Genomic DNA, 23,272 nt, shown 5'->3' on the forward strand with positions numbered 1-23,272 from the left:
GGAGTGACCGCCCCCGCCCCGATCGTGACGCTGATCGTGCCCGGACGCGACATCGCCGCGTTCGCCCCCGCCGCCCTCGACTCCCTCCGTGCGCAGACGGACGAGCGGTGGCGTGCGATCCTCATCGACGACGGCTCCACCGACGACACGGGAGCGATCTTCGCCGACGCCGCCGCGACGGATACCCGCTTCACCCTGATCCGGCATGAGGCTTCCGTCGGGCTCGGCGCCGCGCGCAATGTCGGCCTCGCACGGGTCGACACGCCCTTCACGGGCTTCCTCGATGCGGATGACGAGCTGATGCCGGACGCCCTCTCGACGCTCGTGGGCACGCTCGAACGCACGGAGAGCGACTTCGCCGCCGGTGCCTACGTGCGGCTGCGTCCCCAGGGGCGAGGGTACGTGCCCGGCCGCGTACAGCCGTGGGTGGCCGCGGCGACCTCTCCTCGCCGTCTCGGCACCACCCTCGCGGAGCATCCGCAGGCCGTGTCGAACATCGTCGCGTGGTCCAAGGTGAGCCGCACCGAGATGTGGTCCGACCTGCGGTTCCCCGAGGGGGTCGCCTACGAGGACCAGGTCGTCGCGCAGACGATGTACACCCGGGCGCGCGCCTTCGACGTGCTGCCTGACGTCGTGGTGCGCTGGCGCGTCCGAGCGGACGGCACCTCGATCACCCAGGGCAAGGCGCAGCTCCCCGTGCTCCGCGACTACCTCGCTGCGCTCCGCGGCGGCATCCGTGTGCTGCAGACGGCGGGCGCGCACGCCGCCGTGACCGCTCGACTCGACCTCATCCTCGCGATGGACGTCGCTCCGCTCCGGGAGATCGCGGACACGCACCCGGATCCCGCCTACGCGGCGGAGGTGTCCGCATTCCTGGCCGAACTGCGCGCCCTTCCCGAATTCGCCGACGCCCGCCCCGACCCCACCCTCGCCGACGCCCTCTCGTGGTGAGCCCCGCCGGAAGGACCCCCACATGACCGACTACCTCTCCTCGCTCTTCGCGCTCGACGGCCGCACCGCCGTCGTGACCGGCGGCAGCTCGGGCATCGGCCGCGGCATCGCGACGGCGCTCGCCCGGGCCGGCGCGGCCACGGTGATCGTCGCCCGCGGCGCGGAGCGCATCGCGGAGACCGTCGAGGAGCTGAACGCGCAGGGGTGCCGGGCCGCGGGCGTCGTCGGCGATCTGGGCTCCCGCGACGGCATCCACGCGGTCGCGGAGGCCGCGGCCGTCCCCTTCGGCGAGCCGGACATCCTCGTCAACTCCGCCGGCATCAACATCCGTCCGCCCTACGCCGAGATCACCGAGGCGGACTGGGACGCGACGATGACCGTCAACGCGCTCGCCCCGTTCCTTCTCGGTCAGCGCTGGGCGCAGGGCATGGCTGTGCGCGGGTACGGGCGGCTCATCCACATCAGCTCGCAGCAGGCGCACCGGGCATTCGTGGGCAGCGGGGTGTACGGCGCCTCCAAGGGCGCGGTCGAGTCGCTCATGCGCTCGGAGGCCGAGGCCTGGGGTGGTACCGGCGTGACGAGCAACACCCTCGTCCCGGGATTCGTCCTCACTCCCCTGAACGCCCGCCTGCAGGAGGATCCCGCCACGATCGCGGCCCTCGCGGCCCGGACGATGGTCGGACGCAACGGCCTCCCGGAGGACTTCGCCGCGGCCGCGGTCTTCCTCGCGGGTCCCGGCTCGGCGTATGTCACCGGCCAGTCGCTGTTCGTCGACGGCGGGCTCTCCGTCCACTGACCCGCGAAGCCGTCAGCCGTCGGTCGGGCGCGGTCGGGCGTCGGCGCTGGATGCCGTCGGCAGCGGTACGCCGGTCGTGAGCGCCACGACGGCGTCGGCCGCCGCGGAGTCCTCCGGCTCGCGGTCCGCACGGCGCCCGGCGAGCGCCGCATCGACGCCCTCCTCGACACCGCCACGGATCGCGGCCTCCTCCTCGGCTTCTGCTTCGAGCTCGGCGTTCAACACCCGCGACGCGGCCACCTGCTGTGCCGCCAGCTCGGCGTAGAGGCCGCCCTGCGCGAGGAGCTCCGCGTGGGTGCCGGACTCCACGATGCGACCGGCCTCCAGCACATGGATGACGTCCGCCCCCATGACCGTCGACAGGCGGTGCGCGATCGACAGGGTCGTGCGCCCCTTGGCCGCCTCGTCGAGGGCTTCCTGCACCACGCGCTCGGACACGGTGTCCAGGGCGGAGGTGGCCTCGTCGAGCAGGAGCACCGGCGGGTCCTTCAGGAGCACGCGGGCGATCGCGATCCGCTGCTTCTCCCCGCCGGAGAGCCGGTACCCGCGCTCCCCCACGACCGTGTCGTAGCCCTTCTCGAATCCCGCGATGATGTGGTGGATGTTGGCCGCGGTGCAGGCGGCGACCAGTTCCTCGTCGGTCGCGTCGGGCTTCGCGTAGCGGAGGTTCTCGCGGATCGTCGCGTGGAACAGGTAGGTCTCCTGGGAGACGATGCCCACGTCGTCGATGATCGACTCCTGCGTGAGCGTGCGCACGTCCGCCCCCGCGAACAGCACCGCGCCGCCCTTGGCCTCGTACAGCCGAGGCGCGAGGTAGAGGATCGTGGTCTTGCCGGCGCCGGACGGGCCGACGAAGGCGATGTGCTGCCCGGGCTCGGCCACGAACGAGACGCCGTGCAGCGTGGGGCGCGAGTCAACCGCGGCATCCGGATAGCGGAACACGACGTCCTGAAACTCGACGCGTCCGCGCGGCCCGGGGGCCTGGGCGACGGTGATCGCGTCGGGGGCGTCGGTGATCTCCGGTACGAGGTCGAGGTACTCGAAGATGCGGGCGAACAGCGCGGACGAGGTCTGCAGATCGAGCGAGACCCGCATGAGCCCCATGAGCGGCATGAGCAGCCGCGCCTGGACCGTCGTGAAGGCCACGATCGTACCCGCGGTGATCGCTCCCGTCCCGCCCGCGATGAGGTAGCCGGACACCAGATAGATGACGGCCGGCACGCTCGCCATGATGACCTGCACGACCGCGAAGAAACCCTGACCGCTCATGGCCCGGCGCACCTGCAGCCGGACCTGGTTGCGGTTCTCCTGCTGGTAGCGCTCAGACTCGGTGCGCTGGCGGTTGAACGCCTTGGACAGCAGCATGCCCGAGACGCTCAGGGTCTCCTGGGTGATGGAGGTCAACTCGGACAGCGACTCCTGGGTCTCCCCCGCGATGCGCGCCCGCACCTGCCCCACGCGTCGCTGCACGAGCACGAGGAACGGCATGAGCACGACCGCGATGAGGGTGAGGCGCCAGTCGATGAGGATCATCGCGACGAGCGAGGCGACCACGGTCACGGCGTTGCCGAGGATGCTGGTGACCGTGTTCGTCAGCACGCCGGAGACACCGCCCACGTCGTTCTGCAGCCGGGACTGGATCACCCCGGTCTTCGTCCGGGTGAAGAAGCCGAGCTCCATCGCCTGCAGGTGCTCGAACAGCCGCACCCGGAGGTCGCCTGTGACGCTATTGCCGACCGTGGCCGTGAGCCAGGTCTGTACGACGCCGAGCACCGCGGAGAAGAGGAAGAGGCCGACCATCACCCCGACGAGGACGCCGAGGAGCGAGAGGTGCGGACCGCCGCCGTCGACGGGGAACAGGGCGTCGTCGAAGATGCGCTGCACGAGGAGCGGCGGGATGACCGCGATACCCGCGCCGACGACGACGAGGACACCGGTGAAGAGGATGCGCCATCGGTAGGCGCTGAACAGAGCGACGACCCGGGTGCCGAGCCCGTCGATCTTCGGGGCCTCCGCGTTGAGCCGACGCTGGGCGTCCTCGTCCACGCCGCGGAAACCGCCCCGCGGACCACCGCCCATCCCGCCCATGCTCATGGCGCCAGCGTACTCAGGACGGCGGACACCGCGGGCCGCCGTCTCCGCTCAGGGCGGATATCGCAGGGATCGGAATGAAATGTCCCGCCGACCCGTTACGCTGAATGACTCTCGCGAACTCTCGCACATCTCTTTTTCTTCCGATGCCCTGGAGGCCGCCCATGTCTGCCGTCGATACCGGCTCCATCACGACGCCCCCCGCATCGCACGGGGAGATCCCGCGCAAGGACATGCGGGTCATCTGGCTGCTGCTCGTCGCCGCCTTCGTCGCCATCCTCAACGAGACGACGATGGGCATCGCGATCCCGCACCTGAACACCGATCTCGGCATCCCGCCCGAGCTCGGCCAGTGGCTGACGAGCGCGTTCATGCTCACGATGGCGGTGGTCATCCCGACCACCGGCTTCATCCTGCAGCGCTTCACGACCCGGCAGGTCTTCATCGCCGCGATGACGGCGTTCTCGCTCGGCACGCTCGTGGCTTTCGTCGCGCCCGGCTTCTCGGTGCTGCTCGTGGGCCGCGTGATCCAGGCCGCCGGCACGGGGATCATGATGCCGCTGCTGATGACGACGATCATGAACGTCGTGCCCGCGCAGTCCCGCGGTCGCATGATGGGCCGCGTCGGTCTCGTCATCTCGCTCGCGCCCGCGATCGGCCCGACGCTCGCGGGGGCCGTGCTCGACGCGTTCAACTGGCGCGCGCTGTTCGCCATCGTGCTGCCCATCGCCCTGATCTCGCTCGCCATGGGCGCGAAGTGGATGACCAACCTCGGCGAGACCCGCAAGGCTCCGCTCGACGTGCTGTCCATCCCGCTCGCGGCGCTCGGCTTCGGCGGCATCGTCTTCGGCCTCAGCCAGTTCGGCGGCGAGGGCGGATCGGGCGGCACGACCGGCGTCATCGCTCTGGTGGTCGGCGCCGTCTCGCTCGCCCTGTTCGTCTGGCGTCAGATCGTGCTGCAGCGCGTCGACGACGCCCTGCTCGACCTGCGCGTGTTCCGCTCGGCGAACTTCTCGCTGGCCGTCATCATCATGACGATCCTGGCGCTGTCGATGTTCGGCACCCTGACGCTGCTGCCGCAGTACCTGCAGAACGTGGCGGGACTGACCGCGCTGGAGTCGGGCCTCATCCTGCTCCCCGGTTCGGTGCTGATGGGCCTGCTCGGTCCGATCATGGGCCGCGTCTACGACGCGAAGGGCACCCGTCCGCTGCTCATCCCCGGGACGATCCTCGTCTCGGCGGCGCTGTTCTTCTATTCGACGGTCGGAGAGCACACCGTGTGGTGGCTGCTGATCATCGTGCAGGCGGCCATGTCGGTCGGCCTCGCGATGTCGTTCACGCCGCTGTTCTCCTCGTCGCTCGGGTCGTTGCACCGCTCGCTGTACTCGCACGGCTCGGCGGTGCTCAACACGCTGCAGCAGGTCGGCGGGGCGGCCGGCGTCGCCCTGCTCACGGTCACGTACTCGGCGATCCTGCACGCCGGCGAGGACGAGGGCCTGTCGCGGGCCGTGGCCGGTGCCCCCGGAGCGCGGACGGCCTTCCTCATCGCGGCGATCATCTCGCTCGCGGCGGTCGCGCTCAGCCCGCTGGTGCGCAAGCCCGCCGACGACATCGGCGACGCGGCGCACGGCGGTCACTGACCGCGCAGCCACACCGACGGCGTCTGCTGCTCACCGCTCCTTGGGGGCGGGGATGTGGCAGACGCCGTTGCTGCAGTAGCCGGCGGCATCGCCCTCGAGCAGCTCGATCGCACCCGGCAGCGGCTGCAGCCCGAGCGGCGCGTCCTGCCCGGTGTTCTCCTGCTTCGATTCGGTCATCCCTCGATCGTACGCCTGCCAGGAGCACCGGGCGCCGCACGCTCTTCTCTGCGGCCTGAGAGCGGCGTATCGTTCCCGGCGAGGGGTGCGCACCCTCGCCGCGCGCCCCGGAGCCGAGGAGGCGCCATGATCATCCACCCTCCCGAACGGGCCACCGCGACCGGCCACGTCGCCGCGATGTACGAGAGCGACCTCGCCGACGACGGCATCGTGTTCGCTCACACCAAGGCCATGGCCGTGAACCCCGACGCCCACGCCGCCTTCGAAGCCCTCGTCCGCGCGGTCGTCCCGTCGATCGGCGTGCCGATCTACGAGGCCGCGACCCTGGGGGCGGCGCGGGCCCTGGGATCCGCGCACTGTCTGCTCGCCCACGGCCGCCGTTCCCTGCGCGCCGGCGTCGTCGACGAGGAAGGACTCGCCGCCTTCGCCGCGGGAGACGACCGCGGTTTCACGGAGCAGGAGCAGGCCGTGATCCGCTTCGCCACGCGGCTGTCGACCGATCCGGGGGCGATGACCGACGCCGATGCGCAGGAGCTGCGAGACCGGGGGTTCAGCGACCGGCAGATCGTGGACATCACCCTGGCGGCGGCGGCGCGCAACTACTTCAGCAGGGCTCTTCTCGCGCTGGCCGTGCCCGTCGAGGACGTCCCTGGGCTGGACCCGGCGCTCACCGCGGCTCTCACGCGGACCACCGGGGCCCCGCCGCCAGGCGATCGATAGGCCGTTCCGCCTAATGTGGACGGATGCTCCGACGATTCCTCGCCCGCGTGTACTGGGCCGTCAGCCGGTGGACCCTCGTCGCCGACACCGCGCCAACGCGACCGACCGTCCTGATCGGCGCCCCGCACACCTCGAACTGGGATTTCGTGCTCATGCTCGCGATCGCGTGGCGCCTCGGCATCGACGTGCACTGGCTGGGCAAGAAGAGCCTGTTCCGTGGCTGGCGGGGGCCGATCATGCGCGGGCTCGGGGGCATCGCCGTCGACCGGGCGGATCCGGCGCGCGTCGTCGGCGAGGTCGTGGACCAGGTGCATGCCGGGACGGTGTTCGGCCTCGTCGTCACCCCCGACGGCACACGGGGCGGCAACGAGTACTGGAAGAGCGGCTTCTACCGGATCGCGCGAGCCACCGGCATGCCGGTCACTCTCGGCTTCGTCGACCGCCACACGAAGACGACGGGCCTCGGGCCGACGATCGACCTCACGGGCGACGTGGCCGCCGACATGGACCAGATCCGCGCGTTCTACGCCGATAAGCACGGCGTGCGCCCCGAACGTCGCACGGAGCCGCGGCTGCGCGAGGAGACCGCCGAGCAGCCGGAGGGCTGACGTCTCAGTCCTCGTCGGGTGCGTGGTCCCGGGCGTACGCGAGGTCGTCGTCGGACAGCGACTCGATCATCCCCACCACCGCTCCGGTGATCTCCCGGATCTCCTCCCGGACGTCCTCGTCGAGATGCCGCGACCCGCTGTCGATGACCGCGCGACGCGCATCGTCGGACAGCTCGGGCCACCATTCGTCGATCGGGGGAAGTGTCATCTCGGGTCCTTTCCTGAGGCCTGTCCATCCGGCAGCGCAAGGTTCTGGACAGCGCCGGATCGTGCCCACGAGACTATCGCCATGACAGCAGAATCCCGTGGGGGCGCCGACGAGAGCGACGACCGCGATGACGGCCGTGACGAGACCCCGAACGAGCGCGCGGACCGCAACTGGGAGGAGCTGCTGCAGGAACTGCGGGTGATGCAGACCGGCACGCAGATCCTCACCGGCTTCCTCCTCGCGGTGGCGTTCCAGCCGCGCTTCACCGATATGGACGAATTCCAGCGCGACATGTATGTCGTGCTCGTGGCACTCGCGGCGGTCGCCACCATCCTCGCCCTCGCCCCCGTCGGCATCCATCGTGCCCTGTTCGGCAGCCGGCTGAAGCCTGAGCTCGTCCGGACGGCGGCGCGCCTGGTGAAGATCGACCTCTTCGTGATCGGCGCCCTCACGATCGGGGTCACGACGCTCATCGTGGACTTCACGGTCAGCCGCACCGCCGGGATCGTCGCGCTGATCGCCTCGCTCCTGCTCGTGGTCGGGCTGTGGATGGCGCTGCCCGGCCTGCTGCGGCGCGCCCGCGCGCGGGTCGGAGCAGACGAAGGACCGCCGCCCTCGTCGGCATGAGCGCGACGGGGGCGGCGGTCGGACAACGGGCTGATCAGCGGCCGGCGGGGCTGCGGTTCTCCGCGCTCACCATCCACGCGAACTGCTCCAGGCGCTCGATGACGGCGTGCAGCAGATCCGCGGACGTGGGGTCTTCCTCGTCGACGGCGTCATGCACATCGCGCATCGTCCCGACCGCGGCTTCGAGGCGCGCGGTGACGAGGTCGATGGTCTCCGTCGTCGATACCTCACCGGTCGGGAACTCGGGGAGCGTCGTCGTCTTCGCGATCGTGGCGCTGCGCCCGTCAGGCACGGCGTGCAGGGCGCGCATGCGCTCCGCGATGGTGTCGCTGAACGTCCGGGCGTCCTCGATGATCTCGTCGAGCTGACGGTGGGTGTCGCGGAAGTTCCGTCCGACGACGTTCCAGTGGGCCTGCTTGCCCTGCAGCGAGAGTTCGAGAAGGTCGACGAGCACCGCCTGCAGGTTCGCCGCGAGGGTCGGGGATGCGGTGAACCCCTTCTCCGCATTCTGCTGGCGCGTGGTCTTGACGCCCGCCTTCGTCGCTCCGCTCTTGCTGCTGGAGCTGCCGGTCTTCTTGGTCTTCGTGTCTGCCATGGTGTGACCTCCTGCTGTCACGGTAGCCCCGCGGCACAGCCGATTCGAGGGGGTTGACACCCACCGGGCGGACCCCCGAACGTGAGGGAGGCGACAGGGCCATCGAGAGAGGCGGAACAGTGGGAACAGCAGCACAGGAGGATCGTCCCGAGGTGGTCATCGCGCCTCTCACCGCGGCGGATGCCGGAGAGGTGCTCACGATCCAGCGGGCGGCCTTCGTGTCCGAGGCGGCGATCTACGGCAGCGTCGATATGCCGCCGCTGACGCAGACGCTCGCCGAGATGGAGGCAGAGCTCACCTCGGAGAGCGGGCTCGGCGCACGGATCGACGGCCGCCTGGTGGGGGCGATCCGGTTCGTCGAGGACGACGACCTGCTCCTGATCGGGCGGATCGCGATCGCCCCCGACATGCAGGGCGAGGGCATCGGGAGGAAGCTCCTCGACGCGGCGGAGAAGGCCTCGGACGCCCGCGAGTCCGAGCTCTTCACCGGAAGCCTCAGCGAGGCGAACATCCGGCTGTACGAGTCCTGCGGCTACGAGGAGCGCGAGCGGGTGCCGCAGGGCGACGGCACCGCTCAGGTGTTCCTCCGCAAGCGGCTGCGAGGCTAAAGGCACCACCCCCGCAGGCGCAAGGGGGTCGAGCGGATCCGGACGATGCGGAATCGTAGTCCGGACATGTCGCGACCGCGTCATGCCCCAACCGGAAAGGAGAGCTCATGCTCACCCTCACCGACAACGCCACCGCCATCGTGTCGACCCTCGTGAGTCGTCAGAACGACGCGCCGGCCGCTGGGCTGCGCATCCATACCGCCGAGGCGCAGGACGACACGGGCGCGGCCCGTCTCGCCGTCGCCGTGACCGCCGACCCGGAGCCCGCCGATCAGGTCGTCGAGCTGTCGGGCACCCGCCTGTTCCTCGACGAGGCCGCCGCCTCCGCCCTGGACGACAAGGTGCTCGACGCGGGCGTGGACGACGAGGGCTCCGTCTCCTTCGCCGTGCTCCCTCAGGTCGCCTGAGAGCTCAGACTTCGAACGCCGCGGCCGATCCGGCCGCGGCGTTCGCGTGTGCAAAGGGTCGGGCTCAGTCCCAGTCGAGATACTCCTCGAGCACGACAGCCGTCTCGATGGGGTGCGTCATCGGGAAGAGGTGATCCCCGCCCTCGACGACCTTGATGCTGGCGCGTTCCGGAGCCATGGCGCGCACGCTCTCGGCGTTCGCGGGCGGGGTGACCTCGTCGGCCGTCCCCTGGATCAGCAGCACCGGGATGACCGGGGCGAGGGGGGTGTCCACGTCCTCCACGCCGAGGAGGGCCAGACCGTTCACGCGCTCCGGGTGAACGAGCGCGAACGACCGCGCGATCGTGCCGCCGAAGCCGTGCCCGCCGATCCACGTGTCGCCGAGGCCGATGTGGTCGATGACGGCGAGCGCGTCCGCGACGCGGTCCTCGACCGAGATCTCTGCGTCATCCGCGCGATGGCCGATCCGCACCACGTGGAATCCGGCCTCCTCCGCCAGGTAGTGACCGACCACTCCGAGCACGTCGGCGGCCAGGCCGCGCTCCTGGATGAGCACCAGCTTGACCGGACCATCGCCCTCGTCGACGAAGGGGATGGCGCGGCCCTCGGGCTCGAAGATCTGGGTGTCGGTCATCGGCGTCGTTCTCCTCAAGCCGTCGGTGTCAGGTTCGCAGGCGCCGTCCGCGCCGGGCTCCTGCGACCGGGCACCGGGCGGTGGCGCCTGCGTCCAGCGTAGCCCGCCGGGGGACGAGCCTCCTCCTCGCATCCCCCGGCGGAGTCATGAGGCGGCGGCGAGCTCGCGCCACAGATGCGCGAGGGTCGCAGCGCCGCGGACCAGCATGCGCAGATCGATGCTCTCGTCGCTCGCATGCCAGTGGTCCTCGGGCAGCCCGGTGCCGAGGAACACGACCGGGGCGCCGAGTTCCCGGGACAGCAGCTCGGCCGGCCCTCCCCCGGCGTTGCCCATCCTCCCCCGCACCGCGCGACCGTAACCGCGGGCGAGGGCCCGCTCCAGGGCGTCCCGATAGGGTCCGGGACGAGAGACATACGGTTCCTGCGCGATGTCCTCGTCGACCTCGAGGCGATACGGCGCCTCGGCGGGCATCACGTCGGCGATGAAGGCGCGGAGCGCGTCGGCGACGTCGTGGTTACGCTGATCGGCGACGGTTCGGATGCTCAGCGAGGCCATGGCCTCCCGCGGGATCACGGAGCGCTCGATGCCCTCCGGGTCTCCGGCGAGCAGCGAGATCACCTCGATGGCCGGGCGCACCCAGAGGCGCTCCTTCGGGGTGAAGCCCTCCTCCCCCACGATGACCCTGGTCTCGGTACGCCGCGTCCAGTCCTCGGGGTCGAACGGCAACGCGTCCAGTTCCGCAGCGCGCTCGTCGCTGAGCGGGGCCACGCCGTCATGGAATCCGGGGATGGCGATCCCCCCGTCCTCGTCGTGCAGCTGCGCGAGCACGCGGGAGAGCACGAGGGCAGGATTCACCGTCACGCCGGAGGCGGCACCGCTGTGCACGTCCCGGTCGGGCCCCTGCACCGTGAGCGTCGCGGTGAGCGTCCCCCGCATCGAGGTGACCGGAGCCGGGGAGTCGACCTCCCACTGCAGGGTGTCGGAGAAGACGACGAGGTCGCACACGAACCGGTCGGGGTCGGCCTCCAGGAGGTCCTTGAGGTGCGGGGAGCCGATCTCCTCCTCGCCGTCGATGAGCAGCTTGAGGTGCACCCCGGCTCCGACGCCGTCCACGGCCTCGACCGCCCGGTGCGCCCAGACGTGCGCGAGGGCCTGGCCCTTCGCGTCCGACGCGCCGCGCCCGTAGAGCCGCCCTTCTCGGAGCACCGGCGCGAACGGCGCCGTCTCGCTCCACTCCTCCGGCTTGGCGTGGCGGACGTCGTGGTGCGTGTAGACGAGGACCGTGGGTGACCCCGGCGCGCCCTCGCGCTCGGCGAACACGGTCACCGCATCGCCCGCCGGGAGCAGCGACGTCGTGAAGCCCGCGTCGCGCAGCTCTGCGGCGATCCAATGCGCGGATCGCACCCCGTCCATCCGACGCTCGGGGGCCGCCGAGACGGAGGGGATCTCGACCCAGGCCGACAGCCGCTCGACCATCTCATCGAGGTGGGACTCGAGGAAGGCGTCGATCGCGTCCTGCGCTGCCGCCGTCTCCTCCGTCATGGGGACAGACTGCCCGGAGGACCGGGGATACGGGCGGGGGTTGACGGCGTCGGCGCTGACCGGCTATCACCGCGACGAGGTCCGATCTCACGCGGGCCGAGAGTGATTGTCCCAGGCGCGTCGGGGTTTGGAAAGGCCCTGCGTGGATCGGCCGACCGGGCGTTGCATGGCCAGCCCATCCCCAGAAGAGAAAGGCTCGATATGTTCTTCCATCGACAGGAGCTCCAATTCTCCGCGACGCCCGAGGCCCCGGACGCCGTCTACGCCCGCAAGCTGCAAGAGGTCCTCGGCGGGCAGTACGGCGAGATCACCGTCGCGCTGCAGTACCAGTTCCAGGCGTGGAACATGCACATCCCCGGCAAGTACCGCGACCTCGTCTTCGGCATCGGCGCCGAGGAGATGGGGCACGTCGAGATGCTCGCGGTCATGATCGCGCAGCTGCTCGAGAAGTCCCCGCTCGGCATCACGGAGGACGCCGTGCAGGATGACCCGACGGTCGCCGCCATCGTGGGCGGCACGGATGTGCAGCAGGGCATCGTCGCCGGTGCCGGCGCGCGTCCGGTCGACAGCAACGGCAACCCGTGGCAGGGCTCGTACATCACCGCCAGCGGCAACCTCCTCGCCGACTTCATGGCCAACGCGAACGCCGAGATGCAGGGCAGGGTGCAGGTCGCCCGGCTCTACCACATGACCGACGACCACGGCGTCCGGGATCTTCTGAGCTTCCTGCTGGCGCGCGACACGATGCACCAGAACCAATGGCTCGCCGCGGCCGAGGAGCTGAAGGCCGAGGGCGCCGAGAAGCTCCCCGTGCCGAGCAACTTCCCGCTCTCCAAGGAGCACCGCGACGTGTCGTACCAGTACCTCAACTTCAGCGACGGTCCTGCCGCCGCGGAAGGCACCTGGGCATCCGGCCCCACGCCGGACGGACACGGCGAGTTCAGCTACCACGAGGGCCCGACGACCACGGCCGAGATGCCTCCGCCCACTCACCCGGACGCACGCTTCTACGGCACCACCGAGCTGCCGAACGTCGTGGAGAAGGTGGCCGGCGCCGCGCAGGACGCGCTCCACAAGGAGTGACATGCCGTCATCGGTCTCGCGGAAGGGACGGTCGCCGCACACACGCGTACGGCGGCCGCCCCTCGACGCCCAGGTGGTGGTGGTCACCGGCGGCTCCCGCGGGATCGGCCGGGAGGCGGCCTTCGGCTTCGCCCGAGCGGGGGCATCCGTCGTCCTGCTCGCCCGCGGTGAGCAGGCGCTGACCGAGACGGTCGAGGAGATCGCCGCGGAGGGCGGGGACGTCCGCGGCGTCGTGTGCGACGTCTCCGACCGCCGGGCGGTGCAGGACGCAGTCGACCAGATCACGCATGCGTTCGGCCGGATCGACACCTGGGTGGGCAACGCGGGGGTGCTCCTCTACGCCCCCGTCGCCGACACCACCCCCGAGGAGCTCCGAAAGGTCCTCGACGTCAACGTCGTCGGACAGCTCAACGGCCTCCAGGCGGCGCTGCCGGTGCTCCGGCACTCGCGCGGGACCATCATCGTGGTGAGCTCGGCCGAGGCGGTGGCGGCGATGCCGCTGCACGGGGCCTACGCCGCCTCGAAGCATGCGGTGGAAGGAGCGGTCGACGCCCTCCGCCGCGAACTGCGCGCCGAGCGCGCGCCCGTCACGATCACCGTCGTCCGTCCCGCCGTCATCGACACCCCGATCTACCGCCACGCCCGCAGCCGCATGACGTATCGCCCGAGCGGACCGCATCCGCACTACCGCGCCCGGTCCGTCGCGCGGGCGATCGTCTACGCCGCCGTCCATCCGGCCCGCACGATCCACGTCGGCGGTGGCGCCCTGCTGCTCACCGGGGTCCAGCGGATCGCGCCCGGTCTTCTCGATGCGGCGCTCGGCCGGTTCGGGTCCCGGATGATGCGCACGAACGAGACCGCCCCTGCGCAGTTCGGGAACCTCGTCGGTCCGCTCCGCGACACCGATCAGCGGGGCGGGCTGCCGCACCGCGGACGGGGCAGCATCACGGCCTGGCTGCGTGTGCACCCCGGGTGGCGGACCGTGGCGGTCGCGGGCATCCTCGGCGCGGCACTGGTGCCCTGGCGCCGCTCGCGCCGCTGAGCACCTACCCGACCGGCTCGGCGCCGCGCAACTCCCTCGTGCCGGCGCGTGGGCCCGGATACCGTCGAGGCACACGGTCTCCGGCAGAAGGGAACTCCATGCTTCTCGGCATCCTCACCTCCTCCTCGGACGGGCGCCCCGAGGGTCGGGCGCGCCGATGACGGCGCGCTTCACCATCGAACCGTGGGCCGTCGGCATCGAGAGCGTCGACACCGCCCATCTCGCGCAGGAGGAGTCCGTCTTCGGTCTCTCCAACGGCCACGTTGGCTGGCGCGGGAACCTCGACGAGGGTGACCCTCGAGGCGTCGCGGGAAGCTACCTCAACGGCGTGTTCGAAGAGCATCCGATGCCGTATGCCGAGGACGGGTACGGGTACCCCGAGACCGGACAGACGGTGATCAATGTCCCGAACGGGCAGCTCATCCGCCTGCTGGTCGGCGACGAGCCGTTCGACGTCGAGCACGGGACGGTGCACACGCACACCCGCCGCCTCGATCTCCGCGACGGCACCCTGCACCGGGAGGTCGACTGGGAATCGGCGGAGGGCCGTCGCGTGCACATCACGTCGACCCGTCTGGTCTCCCTCGAGCACCGGTCGCTGGCGGCCGTGCGCTACCGCGTGACAGCGGTCGACGGCGCCCTCGCGATCACCGTGCTGTCAGAGCTGCTCGCGAACGAACCGCTTCCCACGACCCACGACGACCCGCGCGTGCAGGAGCTCCTCGCCCGTCCGCTGGAAGCCGTCGCGGGGTCGGAGCGCCGAGCGCGGAGCACGCTGCTGCATCGCACCCGGCGCAGCGGCCTGCGCGTCGCGGTGAGCGCTGACCACATCGTGCGCGTCTCCGGAGAGGGCGCTCCGGAGGTGACGACCGAGGTCGACGACGACCTGGCACGCACGCGCATCCGCGTGGACCTCGCGCCCGGCGAGGAGCTCGAGGTCGTCAAGCTCATCGGACACGAGTGGTCGGCCACCCTCGCGCCGCAGACGCTGCGGGACCGCGCGGAGGAGGCCGTGGAGGAAGCCGCTCGTCTGGGCTGGGAGGCGCTGATGGCGGGTCAGCGCGCGGTCCTCGATCGGTACTGGGAGTGCGGTGACGTCCGTATCGACGGCGATGCGCGGCTGCAGCAGGCCGTGCGCTTCGCGCTGTTCCAGGTGTTCCAGGCGTCGGCGAGAGCCGAAGCCCGATCCGTGCCGGGCAAGGGCCTCACCGGCTCCGGTTACGAGGGCCACACGTTCTGGGACTTCGAGGCGTTCGTGCTCCCCGTGCTCACCTCGACCGCTCCCGATGCCGCGCTCCAGGCACTGCGCTGGCGTCACGCGACGCTGGATCACGCCAGGGAGCGGGCGCGCACGCTCGGCCTGCGCGGCGCGTCCTTCGCCTGGCGCACGATCGACGGCCGGGAGAGCTCCGGCTACTGGCCCGCGAGCACGGCGGCCTTCCACATCAACGCCGCCGTCGCAGGTGCCGTGATGCACTACGTCCGCACGACGGGTGACCAGGACTTCGAGCGGGAGGGGGGCACGGAGATCCTCGTCGAGACGGCGCGCCTCTGGCTGTCCCTCGGGCGCGGGGATGACGACGGCGGCTTCCACATCGACGGCGTCACCGGCCCGGACGAGTACACCGCCGTCGTCGACGACAACGTCTACACGAACCTCTCCGCGCGCCGGAACCTCCGCGGGGCGGCGGCTGCCGCCCGACGGCACCCGGAGGTCGCCGCGGCGCTGGGAGCGGACGAGGAGGAGGTCGCCGCCTGGGAGGCCGCGGCCGACGCCATGACCGTGCTCTACGACGAAGAGCGACAGGTGCACCCGCAGTCGGCGGGCTTCACCGCGCACGCCCGGTGGGACTTCGACGCCACGGCGCCCGACGAGTATCCGCTGCACAGCCACTTCCCGTATTTCGACATCTACCGCAAGCAGGTGCTGAAGCAGGCCGACCTCGTGCTGGCGCTCTACACCTCCCACGAGGAGTTCACCTGGGAGGAGAAGGCCAGGGCGTTCGCCTATTACGACGCCCTCACCGTGCGAGACTCCTCGCTCTCCGCGGCCGCCCAGGCCGTGATCGCCGCCGAGGTCGGGCATCTCGAACTGGCATCGGCCTATCTGGCCGAGCTCGCTGCCCTCGACCTGGACGACCTCCACGGCAACACCGACGCGGGACTGCACATCGCGGCACTCGCCGGCATCTGGACGGGCGTGACGGCCGGCTACGGGGGTATGCGGGAGGGAGACCACGGCCTGTCCTTCCGGCCGCAGCTTCCAGACGGCGTCACCCGCCTCGCGTTCGGAGTCCGGCTGCACGGCTGCATCCTGCACGTCGACATCGCACCGACGGAGACGACCTACCGACTGAGCGCCGGGGAGCCGGTGACGATCCGGCACGCCGACGAGGAGCTCGTCCTGGACGCCGGGGTTCCCGTGTGCCTGCCGACGCCGGACCGCGTCGAGCCGCTCACCCTGGCACCTGTGCCGCCGCGCTGGCGGGAACCGGGACGCCCGCGCGCCGGCGACTGAGGCCGCGCCGGGTCCGTGTGCCATATCGAGGCGGGTGCGCGCAAGGCCCGCGGCGATGTCGGCCGTCCACCGTAGGGTGGAGCCGTGCCTGATTCCCCCCACCCCGCATCGGATGTCCTCTGGGCGTGCGTCGAGGACGGCTTCCACGTCGGAAGCCGCGGCGGAGACTTCCTCGGCTACGTCGACCGTCAGCCCGACGGCCGCTTCGCCGCATTCTCCGCGTCCGCGCAGCCGCTCGGCTTGCACGCCACGCTGAGCGACGCGACCACGGAGGTCGTCGCCCACGCCGGCCCCTCAGAGGGCGATGCCGCCCTCGGAACCCCGGAGCTGGTGCAGGGGTGACGGCGGCCATGACCGACGGGTTGCTCCGCCTCGTCTACACCAGCACGGCGGCGCAGCCGTTCCGTGAGACCGCCCTGGAGCAGCTTCTGGAGCAGTGCCGTCGGTCGAACGCGGCCCGCGACATCACCGGTCTCCTCCTGTTCCGCCAGGGGCGCTTCCTCCAGGTCCTCGAAGGACCGGTCGAGGCCGTACGCCGACTCGTCGACACGATCGCGGACGATCCGCGTCACCGCGCGATGCGCATCCTCCTGGAGACGCCGATCACCACCCGGCTCTTCTCCGACTGGTCGATGGGCTACCGGTCGTTCCGCGCGGGGAGCGCGGCCGCACCCAGGGGCTTCCGCGACTCCTTCGACGACCTCGTCGACGGCGCGGACGCCTCCACCATGGAGCGCGCTTTGTTCGAGCTCACCCTGTGGTTCCGCACCCGCTCCGGCGCTGCGGTCCCGATCCCTGCCGGCAGCGGCGAGGGCACCTCCCTCCGGGTATGAGCAGGCCCGCGGGCGGACCGGAGCCGTCGCTCATCCAGCAGCGCATGGCACTGGAACGGCGGCGGAACTGGGGCATCTACGCGATCGTGTTCTCGTCGGTGATGACGGTCGGCTGGACGGTCGCGTTCCTCCTCGATGCGCCCGCCGGGCTGTGGCGCGTTCTCAGCATCATCGTGTTCACCGCGGGGATCATCGTCGGGATCGTCGAGACCCGCCGCGCGAGGCGCGCGATCCGTGCGTTCGAGGACCGCCACGGCCCGGACGCGGGCGTGCGGCACTAGCGGGTCGGTCGCGCCTCGGGGTCGCCGACCCCATAGGGTAAGCCCTACTTGCTCGGCACGTCGATGTGGATTGGAGCCCTATGAGGAGCGATGTTCGTTTCGTCGGAGAGCGCGCACGCCGCGACGCCGAGGAGCTTTCGCGTGTGCTCGAGAAGAGGCGAGAGGATGAGACGGTCGACCTCGAGCTTCTCCGAGGGAGATCAGCAGAGCTCGCCGCCTCGATCGACTCGGATTGGGCCTCTGTCGTACTGCTCGCCGTATGGAACTCGCTCAGGGAGCCGACCGAGCCTGCCCGCCCACACGTGAAGCGGGCGTTGGAGCTCTTGCAGAGGATGCCAGATTCGGGAAGCTCCAGGGCTCTCGTCGATCTCGCGAACCTGGTCTCTGCATGCTGGCTCAGCCACGAAGCCGACATGACGGAACTCGCTCCGATCTGGCAGTCCTCCGACCCCGACCAGGCCGTCACGATACTGATCAGCGGAGCGAGCCTTCCCACGACGATTGATGCACGCTCACTGATGTCCGATGTGGCTGGCAGCATCCGCGCGATCGCTGAGATCCTCTCGCTGCAGTCCGACCCTGGAGAGATGTTCTCCGCCGGAGACTTCCCTCATCTGTCCCGGCTACCTGCGTCGGGCGAGGCGCGTCCGATCTGGTTGGCTCTGTATCTGCGGATGTCGCTGATCATCCGCCTGGCACCGTTCGAACCGGGCATAGCATCCCTCTCAGAGCAGTTCTCCACGCAGCTGTATTCCGAAACCGGAGAGTCGATCGTGCTCGGTTACGCGGAGATCACCTCACTCCTCATCAGCCTTGAGGACGAAGTCGCTTCGTACCCGGTGATCAGCTCCGCCGGCGCCTGCTGGACGAGCTGTTATCTGCTCGCGGACTCCCTCGCGCCGTGGCTCTTGGCTGCGATTCAGCAGACCACACTCCGCGAGCACGTCATCTCCCAGCCTTTCGAAGACAAGGTCGTGAGCCTGCTCCGTTCGCATGGGTTCCGAGCCGGTTCGGTGGATGTCAACGGAACGTGGACGACGCAATCCGGCAAGGAGCGCCTCCACTGCGACGAGAAGAACCCCGGCCAGATCGACGTGCTCGCGACGCGTGACGACGGTGTCTTCGTGTTGGAATGCAAATCCATCTTCTCGATGGGTCGGATTCGGAACATCGCAGAGAAGCTCGGACTCGACAGCCACAGCTGGCGCACCACCCTGGGGAAGAAACGGGAGTGGGTCGAGAAGGCTCTTCGTCGTGACGCCGACCTGTCGTTGGTCGTCGTCGAAGGGATTCAGGCATACACATCAGAGCAGGAGTGGAAGGGGGAATCTCCCCTGATCACGTTCGAGACTCTGTCCCAGCTGCTGGACGCTGCGGCGCAGCAATCGGATGGTCCTCCCGTCGCGTGACGCGCGACGATCACGAGGTCATGAAGATCAACGCCGAGGGAGTACGTGATCCGGCCCCGGAGACGACGGGAATCTCGTGTGGACGCTCCGTCAGCAGTCAGGGCGCGAGGACCCCGGTCTAATTGTTGAAGCGGAACTCCACGACGTCGCCGTCCTGCATGACGTAGTCCTTGCCCTCCAGGCGCGCCTTGCCCTTGGCGCGGGCCTCCTGCACGGACCCGGTCTCCACGAGGTCGTCGAACGACACGATCTCGGCCTTGATGAAGCCCTTCTCGAAGTCGGTGTGGATGACGCCGGCGGCCTGCGGGGCCTTCGACCCCTTGGGGATGGTCCAGGCGCGGGCTTCCTTCGGACCTGCGGTGAGGTAGGTCTGCAGGCCGAGCGTGTCGAAGCCGATGCGGGCGAGCTGGTCGAGGCCCGACTCGTCCTGCCCCGTCGAGGCGAGGAGCTCGGCGGCGTCCTCGGGGTCGAGGTCCTTGAGCTCGGACTCGATCTTCGCGTCGAGGAAGATGGCCTGCGCCGGCGCGACGAGGGCGGCGAGCTCGGCCTTGCGGGCGTCGTCGGTCAGCACGGACTCGTCGACGTTGAAGACGAAGATGACGGGCTTGACCGTGAGGAGCCCGAGTTCGCGGATCGGCTCGAGGTCGAGGCCGCTGGTGGAGAGCAGAATTCCGCGCTCCAGCGCATCCTTGGCGGCCTTCGCGGCTTCGAGGACCGACGGGTCGATCTTCTTGCCCCGCACCTCCTTCTCGTACCGCGTGATGGCCTTCTCGACGGTCTGCAGGTCGGCGAGCATGAGCTCCGCGTTGATGGTCTCCATGTCCGACGCCGGGTTCACGGCACCGTCCACGTGCACGACGTCGTCGTCGGAGAACCCACGCACCACCTGGGCGATCGCGTCGGCCTCGCGGATGTTCGCGAGGAACTGGTTGCCCAGGCCCTCCCCCTCGCTCGCCCCTCGGACGATGCCCGCGATGTCGACGAACGACACGGCGGCGGGCAGGATGCGCTCGCTCCCGAAGATCTCGGCGAGCTTCTCGAGCCGCGGGTCGGGCAGGTTCACCACGCCGACGTTCGGCTCGATCGTCGCGAACGGGTAGTTCGCCGCGAGCACGTCGTTCTTGGTGAGAGCGTTGAAGAGGGTGGACTTGCCGACGTTGGGCAGGCCGACGATTCCGATAGTGAGAGCCACGGGGAACGAGTCTACCTGCGCCGCTCTCCCCTCCTCACCCTCGCGGAGGGCAAGCGCTCACGCGGGATCAGGCGGGAGTGCGCGAAAGGTGCCTGATGCGGCGCGGGCGCCTGTTCAGCCGCGGGTCGCGCGGAACGCCCTCGTCACGTACGGCACCTCGACCGTGTCGTGCCCGTGCAGGCCGAGCTCGTCGAACAGCGCGTCCATCTCGCGACGGATCCGGTCCTTCTCGGCCTCGTCGGCGGTGATCACGGCGCTGCGCGACGCGGCCATGCGGTGCAGGAGCTCCCGCGTCATGGGGCGCGACCACTCCCAGCGCTCCTGCGCCAAGGAGCCGAACGGCTCCGCCACCACGGGGTCGCCGGCCGCGAGCATGATCTCGGCGTTGCTGCCGTGCATGATGTCGGTGAGCCGCCGCACCCAGTCCACGCGCTCGTCGCGGAGGTTCCAGACGAGTCCCAGTACACCGCCCGGCCGCACCGCACGACCGATCTCCGCGGATGCGGCGACGGGCTCGACCCAGTGCCATGCCTGACCGAGCACCACGGCGTCCACGCTCGCGTCCGGCAGTGGGAGCTCCTCGGCGGTCCCGACGAAAGTGGGGACCCCTGGTACGGCCTCGCGAAGCGCGGCGAGCATCGCGGGGTCCGGGTCGATCGCCACGACCTCGGCGTCCGCAGCCGCGACGAGCGCCCGCGTGAGCTTGCCGGTCCCGGCGCCGACGTCGGCGACCCGACGCGCACCGTCCGCCATCGGTTCCAACATCCAGGCGACCGCCTCGAACGGGTACTCGGGCCGTCCGGCCTCGTAGCTTCCGGCCGCCGCACCGAAGGACCTCGCCAGTTCGTCCGCCATGTGGCCAGCATACGGCGAGCCTGCACAGCGACGTCGGAGGCCCGGGAGAGAGTGAGGACGTGCCACTGGACTTCACTGCGATCGACTTCGAGACCGCGAACTCCAGCCCGGCCTCCGCGTGTTCCGTGGGACTCGTGCGGGTGCGGGACGGGAAGGTCGTCGCCACCGCGAACTGGCTGATCCAGCCTCCGCCCGGCCATGACGAGTTCCAGGAGTGGAACATCCGCATCCACGGCATCCGCCCCGAGCACGTGCTCTCGGCGGCCACGTGGGTCGACCAGTTCGAACGGCTCTGCGCCTTCGCCGGAGCGGACGTGCTCGTGGCTCACAACGCCGGCTTCGATCTCAACGTGCTGCGTCGGGCGACGGAGGTCACGGGCCAGATCTGCCCGCCGTACCGTTCGCTGTGCAGCCTCCAGGTGGCGCGGAAGACCTATCAGCTCGACTCGTACCGCCTTCCGCTCGCCGCCGCGGCGGCAGGGTATGCGGAGTTCTCGCATCACGACGCGCTCGCGGATGCGCTCGCCTGCGCACAGATCATCGTCGACGCGGCCGCCCGCGCCGGCGCCTTCGACGTGTTCGGGCTCGCCGACGCCCTCGGGCTCCGCGTCACCGAGCCCGCCGTGCCGGCGCTGGAGCGCGCCGTCGCCTGACGCGCCTCGCCGCCTCCCGGCGATGTCGGAGGCCCTCGGCATCATGGAGCCATGGATGCCCTGTCGATCGTTCTCCTGCTCGTGGCCCTCGCCGCGGGCGTCGCTCTCGGCTGGTTCCTCCGAGCCGGACGGAGCGCCGCCGACATCGCGCGCACGCAGGCTGAGCTCGCGGCGGCGCGAGACGACCGCGACCGCCAGTACGACCTCTACCGGGACGCGGTCGAACACGCCCGCTCCGAGCAGCGGGCGGAAGCGCAGCGTGTCCAGCAGCAGAACGCCGTGCTGCAGGCCCTGGCGCCGGTGCGCGAGAGCCTCCAGCAGATGCAGTCCAAGGTCGCTGCGATCGAGAGCGAACGGCAGGCGCAGTTCGGCACGCTCGCCGAGCAGCTCCGACGTGCCCAGGAGTCCGATGAAGCGCTCCGCGCGACGACCTTGTCGCTCGCGGGCGCGCTGCGCTCCACGTCCACGCGCGGCGTCTGGGGCGAGACCCAGCTGCGGCGCGTCGTCGAGGCCGCGGGGCTGACCAGACACGTCGACTTCGACCTGCAGGCGACGATCACCTCCGACCGCGGCCAGGGGCGCCCCGACATGGTCGTCCGCCTGCCGGGCGGCACGTCGATCGCCGTGGACGCGAAGGTGCCGCTCGACGCCTATCTCGAGGCGTCGGCGCTGCCCGCAGGCGACGCCCACGAACCGCAGCGTCGTGCCCACATGCAGAAACACGTCCGTGCGGTCCGCGCGCACGTCGACGCCCTCGCCAAGAAGGCCTACTGGTCAGGCCTCGACGCGAGCCCGGAGTTCGTCATCTGCTTCCTGCCGAGCGAGTCGCTGCTGGCCGCCGCCATCGACGAGGACCCGACGCTGCTCGACTACGCCTTCAGCCGCCGCGTGGCGCTCGCCTCCCCCGTGAACCTCTGGGCGGTCCTCAAGACGGTCGCGTACACGTGGACGCAGCAGGAGGTGTCCACCGAGGCCCGGAGTCTGCTGGCGCTCGGCACGCAGCTGTACGAGCGCCTCGGCACGCTCGCGGGTCATGCCGACGACCTCCGTCGGGCGATCGAGCGCACGGTCGACAGCTACAACCGCTTCGCCGGATCCCTGGAGTCCCGGGTTCTCGTCACCGCCCGCCAGTTCCCCGGCGTCGATGCGGAGGCCTTGGCACCGATGCCGGCGATCACCGCGGACGGACGGCGCTTCACCGCGCCGGAGCTCCTGGTCCCGACCGAGGCCGAAGACGCCGCCGACGCGATGCAGGCTGATGTCGGCGAGGTTCGCGCGCGTCTGGATCACGCCGCCGCGCTTCCCGACCGGGAGGACTGACAGCGGCGACGGATCGACCGTCCGCGAGGGCGTCAGGCGACGCCGGGAACGCCGCTGAGCAGCAGGATGACGAGGCCGCTCGTAGCGAGGAAGGCGCCGATCATCCACCAGGCACTGACCTCGTGCCCCTCGGCGCGGCGGACGCGGAACAGCACGTCGGCGCGGCGAGCCGGATCGACGGCCGGCTGCGCGACGGGTGCCGGCGGGGCCACGGCCGCCGCTTCGGCATCGGCGCTCACCCGGAGGATGCGTCCGGTGTTCGTCGTGATGATCTTGGTCGGCGCGGCGCTCTTCGAGCCGCTCGTGTGCTGCGTTGTCATGCGTTCGCCCTCCTGTGCCTGCGGTGCCTGGCGGCTCCGTCGACGGCGACAAACCCAGTGACAATTGTGACACGACGGCTCGCCGAACCGGGGCCGACCCGTGGAGGAGGCGATACCGGGTCGGTAACGATGGCGGGAATCCGGCCCACGATCATCACCGCG

At 70.5% G+C, this 23,272-nt stretch carries 26 protein-coding genes; 17 read left to right on the forward strand and 9 right to left on the reverse strand.

Features of this window, described 5'->3' with window-relative positions:
* Positions 1–3: 3 nt before the first annotated feature.
* Entirely contained in the window at positions 4–951 is a 948-nt protein-coding gene (locus AB0N68_RS14105) for a glycosyltransferase family 2 protein (RefSeq protein ID WP_280566627.1), read from the forward strand.
* A 22-nt stretch (positions 952–973) separates the two neighbouring features.
* A complete protein-coding gene (locus AB0N68_RS14110; RefSeq protein WP_187663625.1) occupies positions 974–1,747 on the forward strand; it encodes an SDR family NAD(P)-dependent oxidoreductase in 774 nt (257 codons plus the stop codon).
* Between the two features lie 12 nt (positions 1,748–1,759).
* Here the strand turns inward: AB0N68_RS14110 and AB0N68_RS14115 are convergent, their stop codons facing one another.
* Complete coding sequence (locus AB0N68_RS14115; protein ID WP_280566642.1) at positions 1,760–3,835, reverse strand: ABC transporter ATP-binding protein; 2,076 nt, start codon at positions 3,833–3,835, stop codon at positions 1,760–1,762.
* A 167-nt stretch (positions 3,836–4,002) separates the two neighbouring features.
* On the opposite strand from AB0N68_RS14115, the gene AB0N68_RS14120 reads away from it, so the two are divergent.
* Positions 4,003–5,478, forward strand: a complete 1,476-nt coding sequence (locus AB0N68_RS14120; protein WP_187663624.1) for an MDR family MFS transporter — start codon at positions 4,003–4,005, stop codon at positions 5,476–5,478.
* A 30-nt stretch (positions 5,479–5,508) separates the two neighbouring features.
* Here AB0N68_RS14120 and AB0N68_RS14125 read toward each other — a convergent pair whose 3' ends face one another.
* Positions 5,509–5,655: a hypothetical protein gene (locus tag AB0N68_RS14125; RefSeq protein WP_187663623.1), complete on the reverse strand. Its 147-nt coding sequence runs from the start codon at positions 5,653–5,655 to the stop codon at positions 5,509–5,511.
* A gap of 126 nt (positions 5,656–5,781) precedes the next feature.
* Here AB0N68_RS14125 and AB0N68_RS14130 point away from each other — a divergent pair, with 126 nt between their 5' ends.
* Positions 5,782–6,375, forward strand: coding sequence for a carboxymuconolactone decarboxylase family protein (locus AB0N68_RS14130; protein ID WP_268777768.1), 594 nt, complete (start codon positions 5,782–5,784; stop codon positions 6,373–6,375).
* A gap of 23 nt (positions 6,376–6,398) precedes the next feature.
* Complete coding sequence (locus AB0N68_RS14135) at positions 6,399–6,983, forward strand: 1-acyl-sn-glycerol-3-phosphate acyltransferase (RefSeq protein ID WP_280566618.1); 585 nt, start codon at positions 6,399–6,401, stop codon at positions 6,981–6,983.
* Between the two features lie 4 nt (positions 6,984–6,987).
* Here the strand turns inward: AB0N68_RS14135 and AB0N68_RS14140 are convergent, their stop codons facing one another.
* Complete coding sequence (locus AB0N68_RS14140) at positions 6,988–7,191, reverse strand: hypothetical protein (RefSeq protein ID WP_187663620.1); 204 nt, start codon at positions 7,189–7,191, stop codon at positions 6,988–6,990.
* An 81-nt stretch (positions 7,192–7,272) separates the two neighbouring features.
* On the opposite strand from AB0N68_RS14140, the gene AB0N68_RS14145 reads away from it, so the two are divergent.
* Entirely contained in the window at positions 7,273–7,818 is a 546-nt protein-coding gene (locus AB0N68_RS14145; RefSeq protein WP_280566613.1) for a DUF6328 family protein, read from the forward strand.
* 34 nt (positions 7,819–7,852) lie between these two features.
* On the opposite strand, the gene AB0N68_RS14150 is transcribed toward AB0N68_RS14145, so the two are convergent.
* Positions 7,853–8,413: a Dps family protein gene (locus AB0N68_RS14150; protein WP_187663618.1), complete on the reverse strand. Its 561-nt coding sequence runs from the start codon at positions 8,411–8,413 to the stop codon at positions 7,853–7,855.
* 119 nt (positions 8,414–8,532) lie between these two features.
* Here AB0N68_RS14150 and AB0N68_RS14155 point away from each other — a divergent pair, with 119 nt between their 5' ends.
* Both AB0N68_RS14155 and AB0N68_RS14160 read left to right on the forward strand, forming a co-directional pair.
* Complete coding sequence (locus AB0N68_RS14155) at positions 8,533–9,021, forward strand: GNAT family N-acetyltransferase (protein WP_187663617.1); 489 nt, start codon at positions 8,533–8,535, stop codon at positions 9,019–9,021.
* Positions 9,022–9,128: 107 nt separating this feature from the next.
* A complete protein-coding gene (locus AB0N68_RS14160; protein ID WP_060921362.1) occupies positions 9,129–9,428 on the forward strand; it encodes a hypothetical protein in 300 nt (99 codons plus the stop codon).
* Positions 9,429–9,492: 64 nt separating this feature from the next.
* Here AB0N68_RS14160 and AB0N68_RS14165 read toward each other — a convergent pair whose 3' ends face one another.
* Both AB0N68_RS14165 and AB0N68_RS14170 read right to left on the reverse strand, forming a co-directional pair.
* Positions 9,493–10,062, reverse strand: coding sequence for an alpha/beta fold hydrolase (locus AB0N68_RS14165; RefSeq protein ID WP_187663616.1), 570 nt, complete (start codon positions 10,060–10,062; stop codon positions 9,493–9,495).
* Between the two features lie 144 nt (positions 10,063–10,206).
* Positions 10,207–11,604, reverse strand: a complete 1,398-nt coding sequence (locus AB0N68_RS14170) for a M20/M25/M40 family metallo-hydrolase (RefSeq protein ID WP_280566607.1) — start codon at positions 11,602–11,604, stop codon at positions 10,207–10,209.
* Between the two features lie 201 nt (positions 11,605–11,805).
* Between AB0N68_RS14170 and AB0N68_RS14175 the strand changes: the two genes are divergently transcribed.
* The 7 genes from AB0N68_RS14175 (at position 11,806) to AB0N68_RS14205 (ending at position 18,770) form a co-directional block, all read left to right on the forward strand.
* Positions 11,806–12,687, forward strand: a complete 882-nt coding sequence (locus AB0N68_RS14175; protein ID WP_085606628.1) for a manganese catalase — start codon at positions 11,806–11,808, stop codon at positions 12,685–12,687.
* Position 12,688: 1 nt separating this feature from the next.
* The gene (locus AB0N68_RS14180) at positions 12,689–13,729 is read left to right on the forward strand and encodes an SDR family oxidoreductase (RefSeq protein WP_280566596.1); all 1,041 of its coding nucleotides are present in this window, start codon (positions 12,689–12,691) and stop codon (positions 13,727–13,729) included.
* A 157-nt stretch (positions 13,730–13,886) separates the two neighbouring features.
* The gene (locus AB0N68_RS14185; protein ID WP_280566594.1) at positions 13,887–16,247 is read left to right on the forward strand and encodes a glycoside hydrolase family 65 protein; all 2,361 of its coding nucleotides are present in this window, start codon (positions 13,887–13,889) and stop codon (positions 16,245–16,247) included.
* Between the two features lie 84 nt (positions 16,248–16,331).
* Positions 16,332–16,589 (forward strand): hypothetical protein, encoded by a 258-nt coding sequence (locus tag AB0N68_RS14190; RefSeq protein ID WP_060923504.1) that lies wholly within the window; start codon positions 16,332–16,334, stop codon positions 16,587–16,589.
* Positions 16,590–16,597: 8 nt separating this feature from the next.
* Positions 16,598–17,080, forward strand: a complete 483-nt coding sequence (locus tag AB0N68_RS14195; protein WP_280566588.1) for a BLUF domain-containing protein — start codon at positions 16,598–16,600, stop codon at positions 17,078–17,080.
* Positions 17,077–17,361 (forward strand): hypothetical protein, encoded by a 285-nt coding sequence (locus AB0N68_RS14200; protein WP_280566586.1) that lies wholly within the window; start codon positions 17,077–17,079, stop codon positions 17,359–17,361. Before AB0N68_RS14195 ends, AB0N68_RS14200 begins: the two co-directional genes overlap by 4 nt.
* An 80-nt stretch (positions 17,362–17,441) precedes the next feature.
* On the forward strand, positions 17,442–18,770 hold the full coding sequence (locus tag AB0N68_RS14205) for a PDDEXK family nuclease (protein ID WP_280566584.1): 1,329 nt from the start codon (positions 17,442–17,444) through the stop codon (positions 18,768–18,770).
* A 118-nt stretch (positions 18,771–18,888) separates the two neighbouring features.
* Here the strand turns inward: AB0N68_RS14205 and ychF are convergent, their stop codons facing one another.
* The gene (gene ychF, locus AB0N68_RS14210; RefSeq protein WP_259952176.1) at positions 18,889–19,962 is read right to left on the reverse strand and encodes a redox-regulated ATPase YchF; all 1,074 of its coding nucleotides are present in this window, start codon (positions 19,960–19,962) and stop codon (positions 18,889–18,891) included.
* A gap of 114 nt (positions 19,963–20,076) precedes the next feature.
* On the reverse strand, positions 20,077–20,817 hold the full coding sequence (locus AB0N68_RS14215) for a class I SAM-dependent methyltransferase (protein WP_280566581.1): 741 nt from the start codon (positions 20,815–20,817) through the stop codon (positions 20,077–20,079).
* A 59-nt stretch (positions 20,818–20,876) separates the two neighbouring features.
* Between AB0N68_RS14215 and AB0N68_RS14220 the strand changes: the two genes are divergently transcribed.
* On the forward strand, positions 20,877–21,470 hold the full coding sequence (locus tag AB0N68_RS14220; RefSeq protein ID WP_280566578.1) for an exonuclease domain-containing protein: 594 nt from the start codon (positions 20,877–20,879) through the stop codon (positions 21,468–21,470).
* Positions 21,471–21,521: 51 nt separating this feature from the next.
* The gene (locus AB0N68_RS14225) at positions 21,522–22,790 is read left to right on the forward strand and encodes a DNA recombination protein RmuC (protein WP_280566575.1); all 1,269 of its coding nucleotides are present in this window, start codon (positions 21,522–21,524) and stop codon (positions 22,788–22,790) included.
* A 32-nt stretch (positions 22,791–22,822) separates the two neighbouring features.
* On the opposite strand, the gene AB0N68_RS14230 is transcribed toward AB0N68_RS14225, so the two are convergent.
* A complete protein-coding gene (locus AB0N68_RS14230) occupies positions 22,823–23,110 on the reverse strand; it encodes a hypothetical protein (RefSeq protein ID WP_187663605.1) in 288 nt (95 codons plus the stop codon).
* Positions 23,111–23,272: the final 162 nt, after the last annotated feature.

Source organism: Microbacterium meiriae (assembly GCF_040685015.1).
GTDB classification, from domain to species: Bacteria; Actinomycetota; Actinomycetes; order Actinomycetales; family Microbacteriaceae; genus Microbacterium; species Microbacterium meiriae.

Coding starts and splice junctions, on each gene's coding strand:
- AB0N68_RS14110 (WP_187663625.1), top strand. CDS start 974: ATGACCGACTACCTCTCCTCGCTCTTCGCGCTCGACGGCCGCACCGCC.
- AB0N68_RS14115 (WP_280566642.1), bottom strand. CDS start 3,835: ATGGGCGGGATGGGCGGTGGTCCGCGGGGCGGTTTCCGCGGCGTGGAC.
- AB0N68_RS14120 (WP_187663624.1), top strand. CDS start 4,003: ATGTCTGCCGTCGATACCGGCTCCATCACGACGCCCCCCGCATCGCAC.
- AB0N68_RS14125 (WP_187663623.1), bottom strand. CDS start 5,655: ATGACCGAATCGAAGCAGGAGAACACCGGGCAGGACGCGCCGCTCGGG.
- AB0N68_RS14130 (WP_268777768.1), top strand. CDS start 5,782: ATGATCATCCACCCTCCCGAACGGGCCACCGCGACCGGCCACGTCGCC.
- AB0N68_RS14135 (WP_280566618.1), top strand. CDS start 6,399: ATGCTCCGACGATTCCTCGCCCGCGTGTACTGGGCCGTCAGCCGGTGG.
- AB0N68_RS14140 (WP_187663620.1), bottom strand. CDS start 7,191: ATGACACTTCCCCCGATCGACGAATGGTGGCCCGAGCTGTCCGACGAT.
- AB0N68_RS14145 (WP_280566613.1), top strand. CDS start 7,273: ATGACAGCAGAATCCCGTGGGGGCGCCGACGAGAGCGACGACCGCGAT.
- AB0N68_RS14150 (WP_187663618.1), bottom strand. CDS start 8,413: ATGGCAGACACGAAGACCAAGAAGACCGGCAGCTCCAGCAGCAAGAGC.
- AB0N68_RS14160 (WP_060921362.1), top strand. CDS start 9,129: ATGCTCACCCTCACCGACAACGCCACCGCCATCGTGTCGACCCTCGTG.
- AB0N68_RS14165 (WP_187663616.1), bottom strand. CDS start 10,062: ATGACCGACACCCAGATCTTCGAGCCCGAGGGCCGCGCCATCCCCTTC.
- AB0N68_RS14170 (WP_280566607.1), bottom strand. CDS start 11,604: ATGACGGAGGAGACGGCGGCAGCGCAGGACGCGATCGACGCCTTCCTC.
- AB0N68_RS14175 (WP_085606628.1), top strand. CDS start 11,806: ATGTTCTTCCATCGACAGGAGCTCCAATTCTCCGCGACGCCCGAGGCC.
- AB0N68_RS14180 (WP_280566596.1), top strand. CDS start 12,689: ATGCCGTCATCGGTCTCGCGGAAGGGACGGTCGCCGCACACACGCGTA.
- AB0N68_RS14185 (WP_280566594.1), top strand. CDS start 13,887: ATGACGGCGCGCTTCACCATCGAACCGTGGGCCGTCGGCATCGAGAGC.
- AB0N68_RS14195 (WP_280566588.1), top strand. CDS start 16,598: ATGACCGACGGGTTGCTCCGCCTCGTCTACACCAGCACGGCGGCGCAG.
- AB0N68_RS14200 (WP_280566586.1), top strand. CDS start 17,077: ATGAGCAGGCCCGCGGGCGGACCGGAGCCGTCGCTCATCCAGCAGCGC.
- AB0N68_RS14205 (WP_280566584.1), top strand. CDS start 17,442: ATGAGGAGCGATGTTCGTTTCGTCGGAGAGCGCGCACGCCGCGACGCC.
- AB0N68_RS14215 (WP_280566581.1), bottom strand. CDS start 20,817: ATGGCGGACGAACTGGCGAGGTCCTTCGGTGCGGCGGCCGGAAGCTAC.
- AB0N68_RS14225 (WP_280566575.1), top strand. CDS start 21,522: ATGGATGCCCTGTCGATCGTTCTCCTGCTCGTGGCCCTCGCCGCGGGC.
- AB0N68_RS14230 (WP_187663605.1), bottom strand. CDS start 23,110: ATGACAACGCAGCACACGAGCGGCTCGAAGAGCGCCGCGCCGACCAAG.